The following is an 18416-nucleotide window of genomic DNA, read 5'->3' on the forward strand; positions in this document are numbered from 1 at the left end:
TTTCGCGTCGGAGAGTTTGTCACGACTTTCCGCCCGCCGCGCGGCCTCCCGCGCCCGGGACGTGGTCGCTAGTGCTCTTCGCCCAGCGCATCCGGCGCCGCGCGCACCCGCAGCACGGTCCCGGCGATGCCGCTGGCGCAGATCAGCCCCATGCCCAGCCAGCCGGCCAGCGGAATGCTGTCGCCGAACAGCACCAGGCTGTACAGCGCGCCGAAGACGATGCCGGAGTACTGCAGGTTGGCCACCAGCAGCGTCGCCCCGTGGCTGTAGGCGCGCGTCATGCACCACTGTCCCAGCGAGGCGAGCAGCGCCATGGGCGGCAGCCAGGCCGCGTGGCGCCAGTCCCAGGGGGACACGCCCGTGACCAGCATGCCCAGGGCGCCGGCGACCATGGAGCCGGCGGCGAAGTAGAAGACCGTGCGGACCTCGGGCTCGCCGATGCGGCCGAGCGCCATGACCTGCAGGTAGGCAAAGGCGGAGAGCAGGCCTGACAGCAGGCCCACCAGTCCCGCGAACACCTGGTGCTGCTCGATGGTGGGTCGCAGCATCAGCACCACGCCGGCGAAACCGGCCAGCACCGTCAGCGCCAGGGGACCCTGCCGCGCGGGCAGGCCGCCATCCGTGCGCGGATTCCATGCGACCAGCGCACCGCCCACGAGAAAGGCCGCGATCCACACGCTGCTCATGTAGTTGAGCGTCATGGCGGTGGCCAGCGGCAGGCCGGCGATGGCGTAGAACCAGGCGCCCAGCGACAGCACGCCCACGAGGCTGCGCCACGCATGCATGAAGGGATAGTCCGTGCCCAGCGACGTGCCGCGCGAACGCGCCCACGCGGCCATCAGCACCATGCCGATCAGTCCCCGCCAGAACACCAGCTCCGAGGGATTGAACCAGGCCGAGGCGATCTTGATGCAGACCGCCATGGTCGCGAAGAAGAGAGACGCGGCCAGCATCCACAAAGCCTGCATCAGGACTCCGGGAAGAACTTGTCCAGCCAGGGCTGCCGCGCGAGCCGCAGCGCCTCGAACGCGGCGATGCGCTCACGCTGCGCGAGCGTCGCGCCTATCCAGTCCAGGTCCTGCGTGAGCAGCAGGCGCTGGCGCGGGGTGAGTTCGAAGGGGAACAGCTCGGGTCCTGCGGCCACGGTGCCGGCGATCACGTCGATCGTGACCTGGAGCACGCCCGCCTGCGCCAGCGTGAACAGGCGCCGCACGGCATCGCTTGCGAGCACGATGGGCGCAACGCCGTTGAGCGCGCAGTTCTGGCGGAAGATGTCGCCGAAGCTGGGCGCGAGCACCGCGCGAAAGCCGTAGTCACGCAGCGCCCACACGGCATGCTCGCGGCTGGAACCGCAGCCGAAGTTCTCGCCCGCGAGCAGCACGGTGGCGCCCTGCAGCGCCGGCGCGTTGAGCACGAAGGCGGGATCGGGCCGGCGCCGCGCATGGTCGCTGTCCAGGTCGCCGGGGTCCAGGTAGCGCCAGTTGTCGAACAGCACGGGCCCGTAGCCGCTGCTGGCGGTCGAGCGGCCGTACTGCTTGGGAAAGATCGCGTCCGTGTCGACGTTGGGCCGGTCCAGGGGCACCACCGTGCCCCCGTGCCGGCCGCCGGGGAAGGAGGGCACTCAGGGCAGCGAAGGCTGCGGGCCCATCGCGTCGCGGTACCACTCGTGGAAGTGCTGCATGCCGTCTTCCATGGGGCTCTGGTAAGGGCCGACCTCGTTGTCGCCGCGCTCGTACAGGGCCTTGCGCCCGGCATCCATGCGCAGGGCGATCTCGTCGTCCTCGACGCAGGTCTCCATGTAGGCCGCCTGCTGGGCTTCGACGAAGTCGCGCTCGAAGGCCTGGATCTCCTCGGGGTAGAAGAACTCCACCACGTTGAGCGTCTTCTGCGGGCCCTTGGGAACGAGCGTGGAGACCACCAGCACGTTGGGGTACCACTCCACCATGACGTTGGGGTACAGCGTCAGCCACACCGCGCCGTGCTTGGGCATCCTGCCGTCCTGGTAGCGCAGCACCTGCTCGTGCCACTCGCGGTAGATGGCGGAGCCGGGCTTGCCGAGCTTGCCCGCCACGCCCACGGTCTGCACCGAATAGTTCTTGCCGAACTCCCAGCGCAGGTCCTCGCAGGTCACGAAGTTGCCCAGGCCCGGGTGGAAGGGACCGACGTGGTAGTCCTCCAGGTAGACCTCGATGAAGGTCTTCCAGTTGTAGTCGACCTCGTGCAGTTCGGTGCGGTCGTACACGTAGCCGGAGAAGTCCAGGTCGCCCCGGGGCCCGAGCTGGCCCAGGGCGCGGTTCACGTCGAAGCCGTTACCGGCTTCGAACACCAGGCCGTTCCACTCCTGCAGGCGGTAGTTGTTCAGGTTCAGGCAGGGATCGGTCGCGAAGTGCGGCGCGCCCAGCAGCGTGCCGGCCTTGCCGCCGGTGCCGCCGCTGTAGGTCCAACGGTGTAGAGGGCACACGATGTTCCCTCCCGAGGACGCCTGCTCGTTGACGAAGCCGCGGCCGCGCAGGATCACCGCCTGCCGGTGCCGGCAGACGTTGGAGATCAGCTCGATGCCGTTGCGCGTGCGCAGCAGCACGCGGCCTTCGCCTTCGTGCGGCAGCGCGTGGTAGCTGCCCAGTTCCGGGACGGCCAGCGCATGCCCCACGTACCGGGGACCGTGCTGGAAGATGAGCTCCTGCTCCCGCGCGAAGAGTGCCGGATCGAAGTAACTGGTAACGGGAAGTTGGCTTGCGGCCTGCTGGAGCTGAAGACTTAAATCAGACATTTCACCTGACCTGAAGACTCCCCCTATGAAGGGGCAGGGCCACGCTGGGGAGCGCGACAGAAAGGGAGGGGGATTCTACCCCCCGCCTTCAGATGGGGTGGCCTCGCCTAAAATCCACTGTTGATCTGAACGCCATCGATGACCAAGCCGCCCTTCAAACCCCCTGCCAGCTATGAAGCGGCCATGGAAGAGCTCGACCAGCTCACCGGATTGATCGAATCCGGCCAGTTGCCGCTGGAGCAATTGCTCGCCGGCTACGAACGCGGCGCGGAACTGCTCAAGTTCTGCCGCGAGAAGCTGCAGGCCGTCGAAGAGCAGATCAAGGTGCTCGACGCCGGCGTGCTCAAGCCCTGGGCCAGCGAGTGACCCGCGCCGCACGGCCGCCCGAAGGCGCGGGCCCCCTCCACCTGCGCAGGGGGGACGGGAGTGACACGCAGCGTCCGGGCCCGGGGGAGGCTGCTGCGTTTTCCCTCAAGGACTGGTCGGCGCAACGACTCGATCGCGTGGAGCAGGCGCTGTCGGCTTGGGTGCCTTTCAAGGCGCCGGCGCAGCTGGGCGAAGCCATGCGCTACGCCGTGCTCGATGGCGGCAAGCGGCTGCGGCCGCTGCTGGTGCTGGGTGCGGCGGAGGCCGTGGGCGGCAACCTCGAGGCCGCCTTGCGCGCCGCCTGCGCGGTGGAGCTGATCCACGCCTACTCGCTGGTGCACGACGACATGCCGTGCATGGACAACGACGTGCTGCGCCGGGGCAAGCCCACCGTGCACGTCGCCTACGGCCAGGCCACGGCGCTGCTCGCGGGCGATGCGCTGCAGGCCCTGGCCTTCGAGCTGCTCGCGCCCGAAGGCGTGGGCATCCCGGACCGGACCCAGGCGCGCCTGTGCCGCCTGCTCGCGCAGGCCGCGGGCCACGCGGGCATGGCGGGCGGCCAGGCGATCGACCTGGCGGCGGTGGGCAAGTCGCTCAGCGAGGACGAATTGCGCCAGATGCACCGCCTCAAGACCGGCGCCCTGCTGCAGGCCAGCGTGATGATGGGCGCCGCCTGTGGCGAGGCCGCGCCACAGGCGCAGCGCGGATTGGAGGAATATGGCCGCGCCATGGGCCTGGCGTTCCAGGTCGTGGACGACATCCTCGATGTGACGGCGGATTCCGCTACCCTTGGCAAGACGGCCGGCAAGGACGCGCTGCACGACAAGCCCACCTACGTGTCCTTGCTCGGCCTGGAGCGCGCGCGCGGCTACGCCCGCGAATTGCTGGCGCAGGCCCGCACCGCGCTCGCCACCACCGGCCTCGCCGACACGCAGGCGCTGCTGGCACTGGCCGAGATGGTGGTGCACAGGGACAACTAGATGGCAACGCTGCTGGAAACGATCAACGACCCCGCCGACCTGCGGCGCCTGCCGCGCGCGCAACTGCCGCTGCTGGCCGACGAGCTGCGGGCCTATGTGCTCGAATCGGTGGCGCGCACGGGCGGCCACCTCAGTTCCAACCTGGGAACGGTGGAACTCACCATCGCGCTGCATTACGTCTTCAACACGCCCTGGGACCGCATCGTCTGGGACGTGGGCCACCAGACCTATCCGCACAAGATCCTCACGGGCCGGCGCGACCGCATGGCGACGCTGCGCCAGCTCGGTGGGCTCGCCGGCTTCCCGCAGCGCGCCGAGAGCGAATACGACACCTTCGGCACGGCGCATTCGTCCACCAGCATCTCCGCGGCGCTGGGCATGGCGGTGGCGGCCAAGCAGAAGGGCGAGCAACGCAGCTGCATCGCCGTGATCGGCGACGGTGCGATGAGCGCGGGCATGGCGTTCGAGGCCCTGAACAACGGCGGGGTCCTGGACACCGACGTGCTGGTGATCCTGAACGACAACGACATGTCGATCAGCCCGCCGGTGGGCGCCTTGAACCGCTACCTCGCGCAGCTCATGAGCGGGCGCTTCTACACGGCGGCCAAGGACATCGGCAAGAAGGTGCTGCACGTCGCGCCGCCCCTGTTCGAGCTGGCCAAGCGCTTCGAGGAGCATGCCAAGGGCATGGTGGTGCCCGCCACCCTGTTCGAGAAGTTCGGCTTCAACTACATCGGCCCCATCGACGGCCACGACCTGGAGTCGCTGGTCCCCACGCTGGAGAACATCCGCCAGCTCAAGGGTCCGCAGTTCCTGCACGTCGTGACGAAAAAGGGGCAGGGCTACAAGCTGGCCGAAGCCGACCCGGTGGCCTACCACGGGCCGGGCAAGTTCGATCCCGCCGTCGGCCTGGTCAAGCCCGCCGCGACGGCCAAGCCGACCTTCACCCAGGTGTTCGGCCAGTGGCTGTGCGACATGGCCGCGCAGGACCAGCGGCTCGTGGGCATCACGCCCGCGATGCGCGAAGGCTCCGGCATGGTGGAGTTCCACAAGCTGTTCCCGCACCGCTACCACGACGTCGGCATCGCCGAACAGCATGCGGTGACCTTCGCCGCGGGCCTGGCCTGCGAAGGCCTCAAGCCGGTGGTCGCGATCTATTCGACCTTCCTGCAGCGCGCCTACGACCAGCTGATCCACGACGTGGCGCTGCAGAACCTGCCGGTGGTGTTCGCGCTGGACCGTGCCGGCCTGGTCGGTGCCGACGGCCCCACCCACGCGGGCGCCTACGACATCGCCTACCTGCGCTGCATTCCGAACATGAGCATCGCCTGCCCGGCCGACGAGAACGAGACGCGCAAGCTGCTCACGACCGCCTACCAGCAGGACCATCCGGTGGCCGTTCGCTATCCGCGCGGCGCGGGTGCCGGCGTGGCGGTGGAACCGGGCCTGCAGCCGCTGCCTTTCGGCAAGGGCGAACTGCGCCGCCAGGGCCGCCGCGTCGCCGTGCTCGCCTTCGGCACCCTGCTGTATCCGGCGCTGCAGGCGGCGGAGAAGCTGGACCTGAGCGTGGCCAACATGCGCTGGGCCAAGCCGCTGGACCAGGAACTGCTGCTGCAGCTGGCAGCGTCGCACGACGCGCTGGTCACGGTGGAAGAGGGCGCCGTCATGGGCGGCGCGGGCAGCGCCGTCACCGAGGCGCTCAATGCGGCCGGGATCCTCAAGCCCGTGCTGCAACTGGGCCTGCGCGACGAGTACGCGCCGCACGGCGATCCGGCCAGGCTGCTGGCGATGCAGGGGCTGGATGCGGCAGGGATCGAGGCGGCGATCCAGGCGCGCTTCGGGGCGCTGCTGGAGCGGCCGGGGCCGAGCCTGAAGGTGGTGGGCTGAGCGGACGCCGATCGGCGGGATTCAGTCCCGCCCCGGATGCCCGCCTCGTAGGGCGGCGGCGGCGCGCCGCCGGCAGGTGAGCCGCCAGGCGAACCCCGCCGATCCCCCCACGGAGGCCACCCCTCCCGGGAAAACCCGTTCTTGACAGAAAGCTGTCAAATCCAGAATGGTCGCCTCAACTAGGAGACCGCCATGGACCGTCGTTCCCTGATCCGCAACGCAGGACTCGCGGGGGTGCTCGCGAGCGGCATCGCGCCCGCCGTGCACGCGCAGCCGGCGATCCGATGGCGGCTGGCCTCCAGCTTCCCGAAGTCGCTCGACACGCTCTATGGCGGTGCCGAGGTCTTCGCCGCGCGCGTGAAGGCCATGTCGGGCGGCAAGTTCGAGATCTCCACCCATGCCGCCGGCGAGATCATGCCGGCCTTCGGCGTGGTCGACGGCGTGCAGCAAGGCTCGGTGGAAGCGGCGCACACCGCGCCCTACTACTTCTTCGGCAAGAGCGAAGTGTTCGCCCTGGGCTGCGCCATTCCCTTCGGACTGAACAGCCGGCAGATGACGGCGTGGATGCACGAGGGCAACGGCCTGAAGCTGATGCGCGAGTTCTACGCCAAGTACAACATCATCAGCTTCCCGGCGGGCAACACCGGCGCGCAGATGGGCGGCTGGTACCGCAAGGAGATCAAGAGCGTCGCGGACTTCAAGGGCCTGAAGTTCCGGGTCGGCGGCTTTGCCGGCAAGGTGGTGGAGCGCATGGGCGGGGTGCCGCAGAACATCCCCGGCGGCGAGATCTATCCGGCGCTGGAAAAGGGCACCATCGACGCCGCCGAGTGGGTGGGGCCGTACGACGACCTGAAACTGGGCTTCAACAAGGTCGCGCCCTACTACTACTACCCGGGCTGGTGGGAAGGCGGGCCCGAGCTGGACGTCTTCGTCAACGACAAGGCCTTCAACGCGCTGTCGGCGGAGAACAAGGCGATCGTCGAATCGGCCGCCTCCGACGCGCACATCTTCGTGCAGGCGCGCTACGACGCACGCAACCCCACCGCGTTGAAGCAGCTGGTGGCCGCCGGCACCAAGCTGCGTCCCTTCAGCAACGACGTGATGAACCTCGCCTTCAAGGAGTCGACCGCCCTGTACGAGGAGATCGGCGCGAAGAACGAGGACTGGAAGAAGATCTTCGCGGACTACGCGCGCTTCCGCAGCGAAGCGAACCTCTGGTTCCGCTTCACAGAGATGACCTTCGACCGCTTCATGCAGACGCAGAAGCTCTAGGCGACGCGCACGCATTGCCTGCAACGCACGCCCGCGGTGCACGCGCACCGCGGGCGTTGTTGTTTCGCAAGGGAAAACCCCGGGCTGACACAAACCTGTCATTTCTAGAATGAGCGACCCTCGAAAACCGACACGAAAGTTGGGGCGCGAGGGGAAAAGCAAACATAACGTCTGACCCGAGAGGAGTTTCATTCCATGGACCGTCGTTCCCTTCTGCAGCAGGCCGGCATCGCGGGAGTGCTGGCCACCGGCATCGCGCCGGCGGTGCATGCGCAGACCGCCATCCGCTGGCGCCTGGCTTCGTCCTTTCCCAAGTCGCTGGAGACGATCTTCGGCGCCGCCGAAGTGTTCGCGGCCAAGGTCAAGGCCATGTCCGGCGGCAAGTTCGAGGTGTCCGTGCATGCGGCCGGCGAACTGATGCCGGCCTTCGGCGTGGTCGACGGCGTGCAGCAGGGCTCGATCGAGGCGGCCCACACCGCGCCTTACTACTTCTTCGGCAAGAACGAGTGCTTCGCGCTCGGTTGCGCCATCCCCTTCGGCCTGAACAGCCGGCAGATGACGGCGTGGATGTACGAGGGCAACGGCCTGAAGCTGATGCGCGAGTTCTATGCCAAGTTCGGCTTCCTCAACTTCCCGGGCGGCAACACCGGCTCGCAGATGGGCGGCTGGTACCGCAAGGAGATCAAGACCGTCAAGGACATCAAGGGCCTGAAGATGCGCATCGGCGGCTTCGCCGGCAAGGTGCTGGAGCGCATGGGCGGCGTGCCGCAGAACATCCCGGGCGGCGAGATCTATCCCGCGCTGGAAAAGGGCACGATCGACGCCGCCGAGTGGGTGGGTCCGTACGACGACCTGAAACTGGGCTTCAACAAGGTCGCGCCCTACTACTACTACCCGGGCTGGTGGGAAGGCGGCCCGCAGCTGGACTTCTTCATCAACCAGAAGGCCTTCGACGCCCTGTCCTCCGAGAACAAGGCGATCGTGGAAGCGGCCGCGGCCGAAGCGCACATCGCCATGCAGGCGCGCTACGACGCGCGCAACCCCGCGGCCCTCAAGCAGCTGGTGGCGGCAGGCTCCAAGCTGCGTCCGTTCTCCAACGAGATCCTGTCCGAGGCCTTCAAGCAGTCGATGGCGGTGTACGACGAGCTCAATGCCAAGAACGAGGACTGGAAGAAGATCTACGCGGACTACGCCAGGTTCCGCGCGGAGCAGAACCTGTGGTTCCGCTTCACCGAAGCGACCTTCGACCGCTTCATGCAGTCGCAGAAGCTGTAATCGCCGTCGCCCCCGCGCAGCCGGGGATCCGGGGAAAGGCGCCGCAACCGCGGCGCTTTTTCTTTTTGGGAAAGCCCTGCGGTCCCCCGCCCGGGAACGGCATCCATTGGTTCGCGTGCCGCATGCGGGCAAACCCGGGGTCCCCCCGCCAGCGAGGTGCAAGGCTTGCCCCGGCGTGTGGGTCGATCATGGGCGCGTCCCACCCACGAGAGACCACTCCATGGACCGCCGTTCCCTCATCAAGTCCGCCGGCATCGCCGGTGTCCTGGCCGCGGGCGCCGCCCCCGCCGTGCATGCGCAGGCCGCCGTCCGCTGGCGCCTGGCCTCCAGCTTCCCCAAGTCGCTGGACACCATCTACGGCGGTGCCGAGGTGTTCGCCCAGAAGGTGCGCCAGCTCTCGGGCGGCAAGTTCGAGGTCTCGGTGCATGCGGCCGGCGAGCTCATGCCCGCCTTCGGGGTGGTCGACAGCGTGCAGCAGGGCTCCATCGAAGCCGCGCACACCGCCCCGTACTACTTCTTCGGCAAGGACGAGACCTTCGCGATCGGCGGCGCCATTCCCTTCGGCCTGAACAGCCGGCAGATGAGCGCCTGGACCTTCGAGGGCAACGGCCTGAAGCTGATGCGCGAGTTCTACGCCAAGTACAACATCATCAGCTTCGCCTGCGGCAACACCGGCGCGCAGATGGGCGGCTGGGTGCGCAAGGAGATCAAGAGCGTCGCCGACCTCAAGGGCCTGAAGTTCCGCATCGGCGGCTTCGCCGGCCGCGTGCTCGAGCGGCTGGGCGGCGTGCCGCAGAACATTCCCGGCGGCGACATCTATCCCGCGCTGGAGAAGGGCACCATCGACGCGGCCGAGTGGATCGGCCCGTACGACGACCAGAAGCTGGGCCTGCACAAGGTCGCTCCCTTCTACTACTATCCCGGCTGGTGGGAAGGCGCCCTGCAGCTGGACCTGTACGTGAACCAGAAGGCCTACGACGCGCTCTCGCCCGAGAACAAGGCGATCGTGGAAGCCGCCGCAACCTACGCGCACGTGGACATGCAGGCCAAGTATGACGCGCGCAACCCGACCGCGCTCAAGCAGCTGGTGGGCGCGGGTGCGAAGCTGCGGCCCTTCCCGGCCGACGTGATGGCCGCCGCCTACAAGTCCTCGATGGACCTCTACGGCGAGCTGTCGGCCAGGAACGAGAACTGGAAGAAGGTGTACACGGACTTCGCCAGGTTCCGCGCCGAGCAGAACCTGTGGTTCCGCTTCACCGAGGCGACCTTCGACCGCTTCATGCAGTCGCAAAAGCTCTAGGGGCGCACTTCTCCTCATGCACAAAGCCGCACACAGTGCGGCTTTTTTCTTAAGGACGGCGCCGCTGCCCACACGCCGCCCCATGCTGGTGCCAGCCTTCTGCAAGCTTGGTGCGCCGTTCGGTACCATCATCGGCCGCACAACCGGAAACTCGTCCGAACACCAGGAGACCCTCTACATGGACCGTCGCTCCGCCCTGAAGCGCGCCGGCATCGCCGGCGTGCTCGCATCGGGCATCGCCCCCGCCGTGCACGCGCAAGCCGCCGTGCGCTGGCGCCTCTCTTCCAGCTTCCCCAAGTCGCTGGACACCATCTTCGGCAGCGCCGTCAAGATGTCCGAAACCGTCAAGGCCCTGTCGGGCGGCAAGTTCGAGATCTCCGTGCACGCGGGCGGCGAGCTGATGCCCGCCTTCGGCAACGTCGACGCGCTGCAGCAGGGTTCGCTGGAGATGGGCCAGACCGCGCCCTACTACTTCACCGGCAAGGACTCCATCTTCGCCTTCGGCTGCGCCGTGCCTTTCGGCCTGACCGCGCGCCAGATGGACTCCTGGATGGAACACGGCAACGGGCGCAAGCTGATGGACGCGTTCTATGCCAAGTACAACATGCGCTCCTTCTCCGCGGGCAACACCGGCACCCAGATGGGCGGCTGGTACCGCAAGGAGATCAAGACCGTCGCCGACCTCAAGGGCCTGAAGATGCGCATGGGCGGCGGCCTGTTCGGCGAGGCGATGGCCAAGCTGGGCGTGGTGCCGCAGAACATGCCGGCCGGCGACGTCTACTCCGCGCTGGAGAAGGGCACGCTGGACGCCACCGAGTTCGTCGGCCCCTACGACGACGAGAAGCTGGGCTTCAACAAGGTCGCCCCCTTCTACTACTACCCCGGCTGGTGGGAAGGCGGCGCCGAGCTGGAGTTCTTCGTCAACACCAAGGCCTACGACGCGCTGTCGGCCGAGAACAAGGCGATCCTGGAAGCGGCCTGCAACGTGGCGGCCCGCGACATGACCTCCAAGTACGACGCGGTGAACCCCACCGCGCTCAAGCGCCTGGTCGCGGCCAAGACGCAGCTCAAGCCCTTCTCCAAGGAGATCATGGACGCCGGCTACAAGGCGTCCATGGAAGTGTTCGCCGAGCACGAGGCCAAGTCCGCGGAATTCAAGAAGATCCACCAGGACATGCGCGCCTTCCAGCGCGACCAGCTGCTGTGGGAGCGCTTCTCCGAGTACCGCTACTCCAGCTACATGACGACCGTGAAGGGCTGAGGACGGCATGACCGCGCGGCGGCGCCGCCGCGATGACGGAGTGACTCGCCATTGAAGTCATGGAAGGCCCGTTTCGACGGGCCTTCGTCATTTCGTCATGCATCATGGGGCCTGCATGGAACACAACCTCCCCCTGATCACCACCATCGCCGCCGGCCTGGGCCTCGCGCTCATCCTGGGCTTCGCCGCCGCGCGGCTGCGGCTGCCGGCGCTGGTGGGCTACCTGTTGGCGGGCATCGTGATCGGGCCCTTCACGCCCGGCTTCGTCGCCGACAGCAACCTGGCCGCGCAGCTGGCCGAGATCGGCGTGATGCTGCTGATGTTTGGCGTGGGCCTGCACTTTTCCTTCGCGGACCTGCTGGCGGTGCGCCGCATCGCGGTGCCCGGCGCGATCGTGCAGATCGTCGCCGCCTCCGCCATGGGCACGGCGCTGGCGATGTGGTGGGGCTGGAGCTTCGCCGGCGCGCTGGTGTTCGGCATCGCCTTGTCCGTCGCGAGCACGGTCGTGCTGCTGCGCGCCCTGGAATCCCTGGGACTCCTGGACAGCTTCAACGGGCGGGTGGCGGTGGGTTGGCTGGTGGTGGAGGACCTCGCGATGGTGCTGGTGCTGGTGCTGCTGCCCCCGCTCGCGGGCGTGCTGAGCGGCGGCGCGGCCGACCCGGAGGTGATCTGGCGCAGCCTCGCGCGCACGCTGCTGTCCGTCGGCCTGTTCGTCGCGCTGATGCTGATCGTGGGCCGGCGCCTGTTCCCGTGGGTGCTGTGGCAGGTGCAGAAGGTGGGCTCGCGCGAGCTGTTCACGCTGTGCGTCGTGGCGGCCGCGGTGAGCATCGCCTACGGCGCCACGCTGGTCTTCGGCGTGTCCTTCGCCCTGGGAGCCTTCTTCGCCGGCATGGTGCTGCGCGAATCGCAGTTCAGCCACCGCGCCGCGGAAGAAACGCTGCCGCTGCGCGACGCCTTCGCCGTGCTGTTCTTCGTGTCGGTGGGCATGCTGTTCGACCCGCAGGTGCTGCTGGAGCAGCCCTTGCGCGTGCTCGCGGTGGTGGGCGTGATCGTGTTCGGCAAGTCGATCGCGGCGGCCGTGCTCGTGCTGCTGCTGCGGTATCCCTTGCACACCGCGCTCACCGTGTCGGCCAGCCTGGCGCAGATCGGCGAGTTCTCCTTCATCCTGGGCAGCCTCGGCAGCTCGCTGGGCCTGCTGCCGCGCGAGGGCGCCAGCCTGATCGTCGCCGGCGCGCTGATCTCCATCGCCATCAATCCCCTGGTGTTCAAGGCCATCCGGCCGCTGCAGGAGTGGCTGCTGGCGCGCTCGCAGCTCGCGCGCGAGCTCGCCGCGCGGGACGATCCGCTCGCGGAGCTGCCCACGAGCACCGACCCCAAGTACCTCTCGCGCCAGGTCGTGCTGGTGGGCTACGGGCGGGTGGGGCGCAAGGTGGCCGGGGCCCTCCGGAGCGCCGGCGTGCCCTTCGTCGTCGCCGAGCAGAACCGGGAGCTGGTGGAGCAGCTGCGCGCCGAAGGCATCCCCTCGGTGAGCGGCGACGCGAGCCGGCCGGAGGTGCTGGTGCAGGCGCACATCGCGCGCGCCCGCCTGCTGGTGATCGCCATCCCGGACACGATCGGCGTGCGGCAGATGGCCGCGTATGCCCGCCAGCTGAATCCGCACATCGAGATCGTCGTGCGCTCGCACAACGAGGAAGAGGCGCGCCGGCTGGAGCACGAACTGGACGGCCGCGTCTTCGTCGGCGAGCACGAGCTGGCCCTGGCGATGAGCCACTACGTGCTGGAGCGCTGCAGGGCCTGAGGAACACGCAGGCATGCACCGGCGCAGGGCCCGCACGGGGCCGCAGAGGAAATGCAGTGATGCGAACCTCTGTCTTCCTCTGCGCCGGCTTCGCGCCATGAGCGGGGGTAGGGTGTTAGGGTTCCCCCCGACTTTCCTTAATTCACCAATTGGTGAATAGTCACGGGATGACGGATACCGCCAAGGATTTGCCTGCCCGCATCGCGGACGTGGCGGCGCTCGAGGAATTGATGAGCCGGCCTTCGCCGGAACTGGTGCACGCGCTGGCCAACGTGGACGGGGACCTGATGGTCCTGGGCGTCGGCGGCAAGATGGGCCCCACGCTGGCGCGCATGGCCAAGCGCGCCGGGCCCGCGCGCCGGGTGATCGGCGTGGCACGCTTTTCCGAGCCCGGTCTGCGCGAGGAACTGCAGGCCGCCGGCGTGGAGTGCATCGCCGCCGACCTGCAGTCGCGCGAGGCGCTGGCGCGGCTGCCCGATGCGCCCAACATCGTGTTCATGGCCGGCCGCAAGTTCGGCTCCGCCGGCAGCGAGTGGCTCACGTGGGCGATGAATGCCTACGTGCCCGGCCTGGTCGCCGAGCGCTTCCCGCGTTCGCGCATCGTGGCCTTCTCCACCGCCTGCGTGTACCCCTTCGTGGCCAAGGAAGGCCCGGGCGCGCCCGAGTCGCAGCCGCCCACGGCCCCTTCGGGCGAATACGCCAACTCCTGCGTTGCGCGCGAACGCCTGTTCCAGCACTTCTCGCACCTGCACGGCACGCCGGGCCGGCTGCTGCGCCTGTCCTACGCGATCGACATGCGCTACGGCGTGCTGCACGACGTGGCGCAGAAGGTCCTGCGCGGCGAACCCATCGACCTGTCCATGGGCCACGCCAACATCATCTGGCAGGGCGAGGCCAACGACTGGGCGCTGCGCTCGCTCGCGCACTGCACGACGCCGACCAGCGCGCTGAACCTCAGCGGCCCGCGCGTGAGCATCCGCGAGCTCGCCTGCGAGTTCAGCCTGCGCCTGAACAAGGCGCCGCGCTTCACCGGCTACGAGGCGGAAACGTGCTGGCTGGTGGACTGCAGCGAAGCCTTCCGCCTGTTCGGCGAGCCGCAGGTGGGGCTGGCGCGCATGCTGGACTGGACGGCCGACTGGGTGCAGCGCGGCGGCGCCACCCTCAACAAGCCGACCCACTACGAAGCGCGCGACGGGAAGTACTGATGCACTGGTCCGACCTGCCGCGTGACAGCCTGGGCGTCCTGCGCCGTGGTGCCGCGATCCCGGCGCACCTGCTGGCGCTGGACGCGGATCGCAAGCTGGATGTGCGGCGCCAGCGTGCCATGACGCGCTACTACCTCGATGCGGGCGCGGGCGGCGTGGCCGTCGGCGTGCACTCCACCCAGTTCGCGATCCGGGACGTGGGCCTGTACCAGCCCGTGCTGGAGCTCGCGATGCAGGTCGCGCGCGAGTGGGAGCCGCTGGGCGGACGCCGGCCCCTGTTCATGGTCGCCGGCCTCGCGGGCGGCACGCAGCAGGCCGTGCGCGAGGCGCGCATCGCCCGCGACCTGGGCTACCACGCCGGTCTCCTGAGCCTGGCTGCCATGAAGGGGGCGGGCGAGGACGAACTGGTCGCGCATTGCCGCGCCGTCGCCGGCGAATTCCCGCTGGTGGGCTTCTACCTGCAGCCGGCCGTGGGCGGCATCCACCTGCCGATGTCCTTCTGGCAGCGCTTCGCCGAAATCGACAACGTGGTGGCGATCAAGATGGCCCCCTTCCACCGCTACCGCACGCTCGACGTGATCCGCGGCGTGGTGGCAGCCCGCGCCGAGGAGCGCGTCACCCTCTACACCGGCAACGACGACCACATCGTGCTGGACCTGCTGGCGCCGTTCCGCTTCATGCGCGACGGCGCCCCGGTGACGGTGCGCATCCAGGGCGGTTTGCTCGGGCACTGGAGCGTGTGGACGCGCGCCGCCGTGCAGCTGCTCGATCGCATCCACGCGGCCGTCGCGGCGGGCCAGGCGCCGCTGGACCTGCTGGCCCTGGACAGCCAGGTGACCGACTGCAACGCGGCCCTCTTCGACGTCGCGCACGACTTTCACGGCTGCATCGCCGGCTGCCACGAGATCCTGCGCCGCCAGGGCCTGCTGCAAGGCACCTGGTGCCTGGACCCGCAGGAAGGGCTCAGCCCCGGCCAGGCCGAGGCCCTGTCGCGCGTGCAGCGCGACTACCCGCACCTCACCGACGACGCCTTCGTCGCCGAGCATCGGGAGCGCTGGCTGGCGTGACCCGAGCGTGGGACAAGCCACGTTGACAGCCCCGCACCACATCCCTCTAATTAACCGTTTAGAGAATTAAACCGGAGACCTCCATGCAGAAGCGCTTCTTCCTCCATGCGATCGCCGCCACCGCGGTGCTGGCCGCCGCGATGCCCGCGTCGGCGCAGAACTGGAAACCCAGCCGCCCGATCAACCTGATCGTGCCGTGGGCCGCCGGCGGCTCCACCGACCAGGTCACGCGCGTGGCCGCGGCCGAAATGGAAAAGGCGCTGGGCCAGACGATCGTGATCGTGAACCAGCCCGGCGCTTCCGGCGCCATCGGCACCAAGAGCGCGCTCGACGCGCCCAAGGACGGCTACACCTGGACGGCCGGCGCCGCGCAGGACCTGGGCGCCTACCAGGCGCTCGGCTCGGTCAACACCAGCATCAAGGACTGGCACCTGTTCCTCAACGTGGCGAACATCCAGGTGATCGGCGTCAACCCGCAGCGCCCCTGGCAGAACGCCAAGGAACTGATCGACGACATGAAGAAGCGCCCCGGCCAGATCAGCGTGGCCACCGCCGGCGTGACCTCGGCCGCGCATGCGGCCATGGACCAGATCGTCAAGGCCACCGGCGTGAAGTACAAGGAAGTCTCCTACGACGGCGGCAACCCGGCGGTCATCGCCACGGTCTCCGGCGAAGCGGACCTGACCACGCAGCTCGCGGTGGAGCAGGCCGACATGATCCGCGGCAAGCGCCTGCGCCCGCTGGCGACGGTCAGCGACAAGCCGCTGGAGCTCGAAGGCTACGGCACCATCCCGGCGCTGTCGGCCACCATCCCCGGCTTCAGCGCGCCGGCCAACTACTTCGGCATCTTCATCCCCAAGGGCGTGCCGGACGACGTGGTCAAGACCGTGGAGCGCATCTGGGCCAACATGGGCAAGAGCGAGGCGCTGAAGAAGTACGCCACCAGCCGCGGCGCGCTGTTCAACCCGCTCTATGGCGAGGAAGCCCAGAAGGCCGTGTGGCCCGCCGTGCAGGTGAACGCGTGGAACCTGCATGCCAGCGGCAAGACCAAGGTCGCGCCGGACACGGTGGGCATCCCCAAGCCCTGAGTCCGCGGCATGACGGATCCCGCCCTCGTTCCCGAGCACTCGGTCGCCGCCGGCGTGGAGGAGGAGCTCGCGCCGCCGCGCTCCGACCTCAAGGACGCGGTCGGCTGGATCGCGTTCGGCATCGCGGTCCTGGTCGGCTCCATCACCATGGACCGGCTGGAGCACCAGAACATCAACCCGGTGACCGTGCCGGGGCTGCTGCCCGGCCTGCTCGGGATCGCGATGATCCTGCTGGGCGGCACCCTGGGCGTGCGCAGCCTGCGGCGCGGCGCGCTGTCGCAGCGCACGCCGCCGGCTGCCGCCGACACGCGCGAGGCCAACCGGCGCGTCTGGATCGCCATCGCCCTGTGCACCGGCTACGGCGTCGTGCTGGTGGGCCACGGCATTCCCTTCTGGCTCGCTTCCACGGTCTACGTCACCGCCTGCATCGTGGTGTTCCGGCGCCTGAGCCGCGACCCGGCCGAACGCCGTCTCGGCGCCAAGGCCTGGCTGCAGGCCCTGGTCATCGGCGCCTGCGCTTCCGTCGTCACCTGGCTGGTGTTCGAGCGGCTGTTCCTCGTCCGGCTCCCCTGAGCCGGCAAGCTCTCTCTCCCGCATCGACTTCCCATGCTGCAAGGAATCCAAGACCTCGGCTCGGCCTGGATGAGCTTCATGAACCCGCTCACCCTGGCCTACGGGCTGGGCGGCGCGTTCGTGGGCATCATCATGGGCATCCTGCCGGGGCTGTCGGCGACGCTCGCCATCGCGCTGCTCACCACGCTGACCATCAAGCTCCAGGCCAACGACGCGATCCTGGTGCTGATCTGCTCGTACGTGGGCGCCCTGTACGGCGGATCGCGCACGGCGATCCTGCTGAACATCCCGGGCACGGCGGCCAATGCCGCATCCTGCGCCGACGGCTACGCGCTGGCGATGCAGGGGCAGGCCGGGCGCGCCATCGGCATCGCCACCTCGGGCGCCTTCGTGAGCACCTTGATCGGCGTGATCTGCCTGGCGCTCTTCACGCCGCTGCTGGCGGAAGTTGCACTGCAGTTCGGCGCCTTCGAGTTCTTCTGGCTGGCGCTGTTCGGCGTGACCCTGTCGGGCAGCATCGTCGGCGGCGACCCCCTCAAGGGCTGGCTGATGGGCCTGCTGGGCCTGTTCCTGGCGCAGATCGGCCAGGAGACCCTGTACGCCTACGACCGGTTCACCCTGGGCTGGGACGAGTTGTCCGGCGGCATCGGGCTGATCCCGGCGCTGGTGGGCGCCTTCGGCCTGGCGGAAGTGTTGACGACGCTGGCCGATCCGGTCGAACGCAAGATCGCGGACCTGAAGGACTCCGTGCTGCCCCGCTGGAAGGAAGTGATCCAGTACAAGTGGACAGTGCTGCGCTCCGGCGTCATCGGCGTGCTCACGGGACTGCTGCCCGGCGTGGGCGAGGACGCAGGCGCCTGGATGTCGTATGCCGCTGCCAAGGCGGCCAGCAAGGAGCCGGAGAAATTCGGCAAGGGCTCCATCGATGGCCTGATGGCGGCCGAGACGGGCGACATGTCCTCGATCCCGGGCCACATCATTCCTTGTCTCGCACTCGGCATCCCGGGCTCCGCGCCCTCGGCCGTGCTGATGGCGGCCATGATCATCCACGGCGTGCAGCCGGGCCCCATGCTGATGATCCAGCACCCGCACTTCATCTACCACGTGGTGGCGATGACGACGCTGGCCTCCATCGCGATCCTGCTGTTCGGGCTGTTCGGCGTGCGGCCGCTGCTGCACGTGCTGAAGGTGCCGCGCAGCATCCTCATGCCGATCGTGTTCCTGCTGTGCACGGTGGGCGCCTTCGCCACCGCTTCGCGCCTGTTCGACATCTGGATGATGCTGGCGATCGGCATCGGCGCCTTCTTCCTGCGCCGGCGCGGCTACGAGATGGCGCCGCTGGTGCTGGGCCTGGTGCTCGGCCCGCTGCTGGACAAGAGCCTGCGCCGCGGCCTGGTGCTGTCCGATGGCAGCATCGTGCCCTTCTTCACCCGGCCGATCGCCATGGCGTTCGCCTTCGTCACGATCTTCACCATCCTGCTGTACATCAAGCCGGTCAAGGCCGCGGTCAACCGCGTGAAGGCTGCGCTCTTCGGTGGCTTGCGCATGCTGTTCGCGCGCCGCGCGTAAGCTGC

16 protein-coding genes are annotated in these 18416 nt (G+C 68.6%); 13 read left to right on the forward strand and 3 right to left on the reverse strand.

Features of this window, described 5'->3' with window-relative positions; all coding sequences use genetic code 11:
* Positions 1–68: 68 nt before the first annotated feature.
* The 3 genes from AC3EGR_RS13695 to AC3EGR_RS13705 are packed head-to-tail and all read right to left on the reverse strand — an operon-like array spanning position 69 to position 2770.
* Entirely contained in the window at positions 69–968 is a 900-nt protein-coding gene (locus tag AC3EGR_RS13695) for a DMT family transporter (RefSeq protein ID WP_488547041.1), read from the reverse strand.
* Positions 968–1621 (reverse strand): 3-isopropylmalate dehydratase small subunit, encoded by a 654-nt coding sequence (leuD, locus tag AC3EGR_RS13700; RefSeq protein ID WP_488547042.1) that lies wholly within the window; start codon positions 1619–1621, stop codon positions 968–970. Before leuD ends, AC3EGR_RS13695 begins: the two co-directional genes overlap by 1 nt.
* Entirely contained in the window at positions 1622–2770 is a 1149-nt protein-coding gene (locus tag AC3EGR_RS13705; RefSeq protein ID WP_488547043.1) for an aromatic ring-hydroxylating oxygenase subunit alpha, read from the reverse strand.
* A 138-nt stretch (positions 2771–2908) separates the two neighbouring features.
* On the opposite strand from AC3EGR_RS13705, the gene xseB reads away from it, so the two are divergent.
* The 13 genes from xseB to AC3EGR_RS13770 all read left to right on the forward strand — a co-directional run bounded on the left by xseB (position 2909) and on the right by AC3EGR_RS13770 (position 18411).
* On the forward strand, positions 2909–3136 hold the full coding sequence (gene xseB, locus AC3EGR_RS13710; protein WP_488547044.1) for an exodeoxyribonuclease VII small subunit: 228 nt from the start codon (positions 2909–2911) through the stop codon (positions 3134–3136).
* 137 nt (positions 3137–3273) lie between these two features.
* Positions 3274–4116, forward strand: a complete 843-nt coding sequence (locus AC3EGR_RS13715) for a polyprenyl synthetase family protein (protein ID WP_488547045.1) — start codon at positions 3274–3276, stop codon at positions 4114–4116.
* Positions 4117–6003 carry a 1-deoxy-D-xylulose-5-phosphate synthase gene (gene dxs / locus AC3EGR_RS13720; protein ID WP_488547046.1) on the forward strand — a complete coding sequence of 629 codons (1887 nt, stop codon included), beginning with the start codon at positions 4117–4119 and terminating at the stop codon, positions 6001–6003. It abuts the gene before it with no gap.
* Between the two features lie 192 nt (positions 6004–6195).
* Positions 6196–7275: a TRAP transporter substrate-binding protein gene (locus AC3EGR_RS13725; protein WP_488547047.1), complete on the forward strand. Its 1080-nt coding sequence runs from the start codon at positions 6196–6198 to the stop codon at positions 7273–7275.
* Between the two features lie 195 nt (positions 7276–7470).
* Complete coding sequence (locus tag AC3EGR_RS13730) at positions 7471–8550, forward strand: TRAP transporter substrate-binding protein (RefSeq protein ID WP_488547048.1); 1080 nt, start codon at positions 7471–7473, stop codon at positions 8548–8550.
* A 220-nt stretch (positions 8551–8770) separates the two neighbouring features.
* A complete protein-coding gene (locus AC3EGR_RS13735) occupies positions 8771–9850 on the forward strand; it encodes a TRAP transporter substrate-binding protein (RefSeq protein ID WP_488547049.1) in 1080 nt (359 codons plus the stop codon).
* 178 nt (positions 9851–10028) lie between these two features.
* The gene (locus tag AC3EGR_RS13740; RefSeq protein WP_488547050.1) at positions 10029–11111 is read left to right on the forward strand and encodes a TRAP transporter substrate-binding protein; all 1083 of its coding nucleotides are present in this window, start codon (positions 10029–10031) and stop codon (positions 11109–11111) included.
* A gap of 115 nt (positions 11112–11226) precedes the next feature.
* The gene (locus tag AC3EGR_RS13745; protein WP_488547051.1) at positions 11227–12909 is read left to right on the forward strand and encodes a cation:proton antiporter domain-containing protein; all 1683 of its coding nucleotides are present in this window, start codon (positions 11227–11229) and stop codon (positions 12907–12909) included.
* Positions 12910–13076: 167 nt separating this feature from the next.
* Positions 13077–14114 (forward strand): NAD-dependent epimerase/dehydratase family protein, encoded by a 1038-nt coding sequence (locus AC3EGR_RS13750; protein WP_488547052.1) that lies wholly within the window; start codon positions 13077–13079, stop codon positions 14112–14114.
* Entirely contained in the window at positions 14114–15181 is a 1068-nt protein-coding gene (locus AC3EGR_RS13755) for a dihydrodipicolinate synthase family protein (protein ID WP_488547053.1), read from the forward strand. Before AC3EGR_RS13750 ends, AC3EGR_RS13755 begins: the two co-directional genes overlap by 1 nt.
* 83 nt (positions 15182–15264) lie before the next feature.
* Positions 15265–16269 carry a Bug family tripartite tricarboxylate transporter substrate binding protein gene (locus AC3EGR_RS13760; protein WP_488547054.1) on the forward strand — a complete coding sequence of 335 codons (1005 nt, stop codon included), beginning with the start codon at positions 15265–15267 and terminating at the stop codon, positions 16267–16269.
* A 9-nt stretch (positions 16270–16278) separates the two neighbouring features.
* Complete coding sequence (locus AC3EGR_RS13765; protein WP_488547055.1) at positions 16279–16842, forward strand: tripartite tricarboxylate transporter TctB family protein; 564 nt, start codon at positions 16279–16281, stop codon at positions 16840–16842.
* A 33-nt stretch (positions 16843–16875) separates the two neighbouring features.
* Positions 16876–18411 (forward strand): tripartite tricarboxylate transporter permease, encoded by a 1536-nt coding sequence (locus AC3EGR_RS13770; protein ID WP_488547056.1) that lies wholly within the window; start codon positions 16876–16878, stop codon positions 18409–18411.
* The last annotated feature ends 5 nt before the right edge of the window (positions 18412–18416 follow it).

It is taken from the genome of Ramlibacter sp. G4-7 (genome assembly GCF_057784995.1).

Coding starts and splice junctions, on each gene's coding strand:
- AC3EGR_RS13705 (WP_488547043.1), bottom strand. CDS start 2,770: ATGTCTGATTTAAGTCTTCAGCTCCAGCAGGCCGCAAGCCAACTTCCC.
- AC3EGR_RS13740 (WP_488547050.1), top strand. CDS start 10,029: ATGGACCGTCGCTCCGCCCTGAAGCGCGCCGGCATCGCCGGCGTGCTC.
- AC3EGR_RS13760 (WP_488547054.1), top strand. CDS start 15,265: ATGCAGAAGCGCTTCTTCCTCCATGCGATCGCCGCCACCGCGGTGCTG.
- AC3EGR_RS13735 (WP_488547049.1), top strand. CDS start 8,771: ATGGACCGCCGTTCCCTCATCAAGTCCGCCGGCATCGCCGGTGTCCTG.
- xseB (WP_488547044.1), top strand. CDS start 2,909: ATGACCAAGCCGCCCTTCAAACCCCCTGCCAGCTATGAAGCGGCCATG.
- AC3EGR_RS13745 (WP_488547051.1), top strand. CDS start 11,227: ATGGAACACAACCTCCCCCTGATCACCACCATCGCCGCCGGCCTGGGC.
- dxs (WP_488547046.1), top strand. CDS start 4,117: ATGGCAACGCTGCTGGAAACGATCAACGACCCCGCCGACCTGCGGCGC.
- AC3EGR_RS13730 (WP_488547048.1), top strand. CDS start 7,471: ATGGACCGTCGTTCCCTTCTGCAGCAGGCCGGCATCGCGGGAGTGCTG.
- AC3EGR_RS13755 (WP_488547053.1), top strand. CDS start 14,114: ATGCACTGGTCCGACCTGCCGCGTGACAGCCTGGGCGTCCTGCGCCGT.
- AC3EGR_RS13750 (WP_488547052.1), top strand. CDS start 13,077: ATGACGGATACCGCCAAGGATTTGCCTGCCCGCATCGCGGACGTGGCG.
- AC3EGR_RS13770 (WP_488547056.1), top strand. CDS start 16,876: ATGCTGCAAGGAATCCAAGACCTCGGCTCGGCCTGGATGAGCTTCATG.
- AC3EGR_RS13725 (WP_488547047.1), top strand. CDS start 6,196: ATGGACCGTCGTTCCCTGATCCGCAACGCAGGACTCGCGGGGGTGCTC.
- AC3EGR_RS13765 (WP_488547055.1), top strand. CDS start 16,279: ATGACGGATCCCGCCCTCGTTCCCGAGCACTCGGTCGCCGCCGGCGTG.
- AC3EGR_RS13695 (WP_488547041.1), bottom strand. CDS start 968: ATGCAGGCTTTGTGGATGCTGGCCGCGTCTCTCTTCTTCGCGACCATG.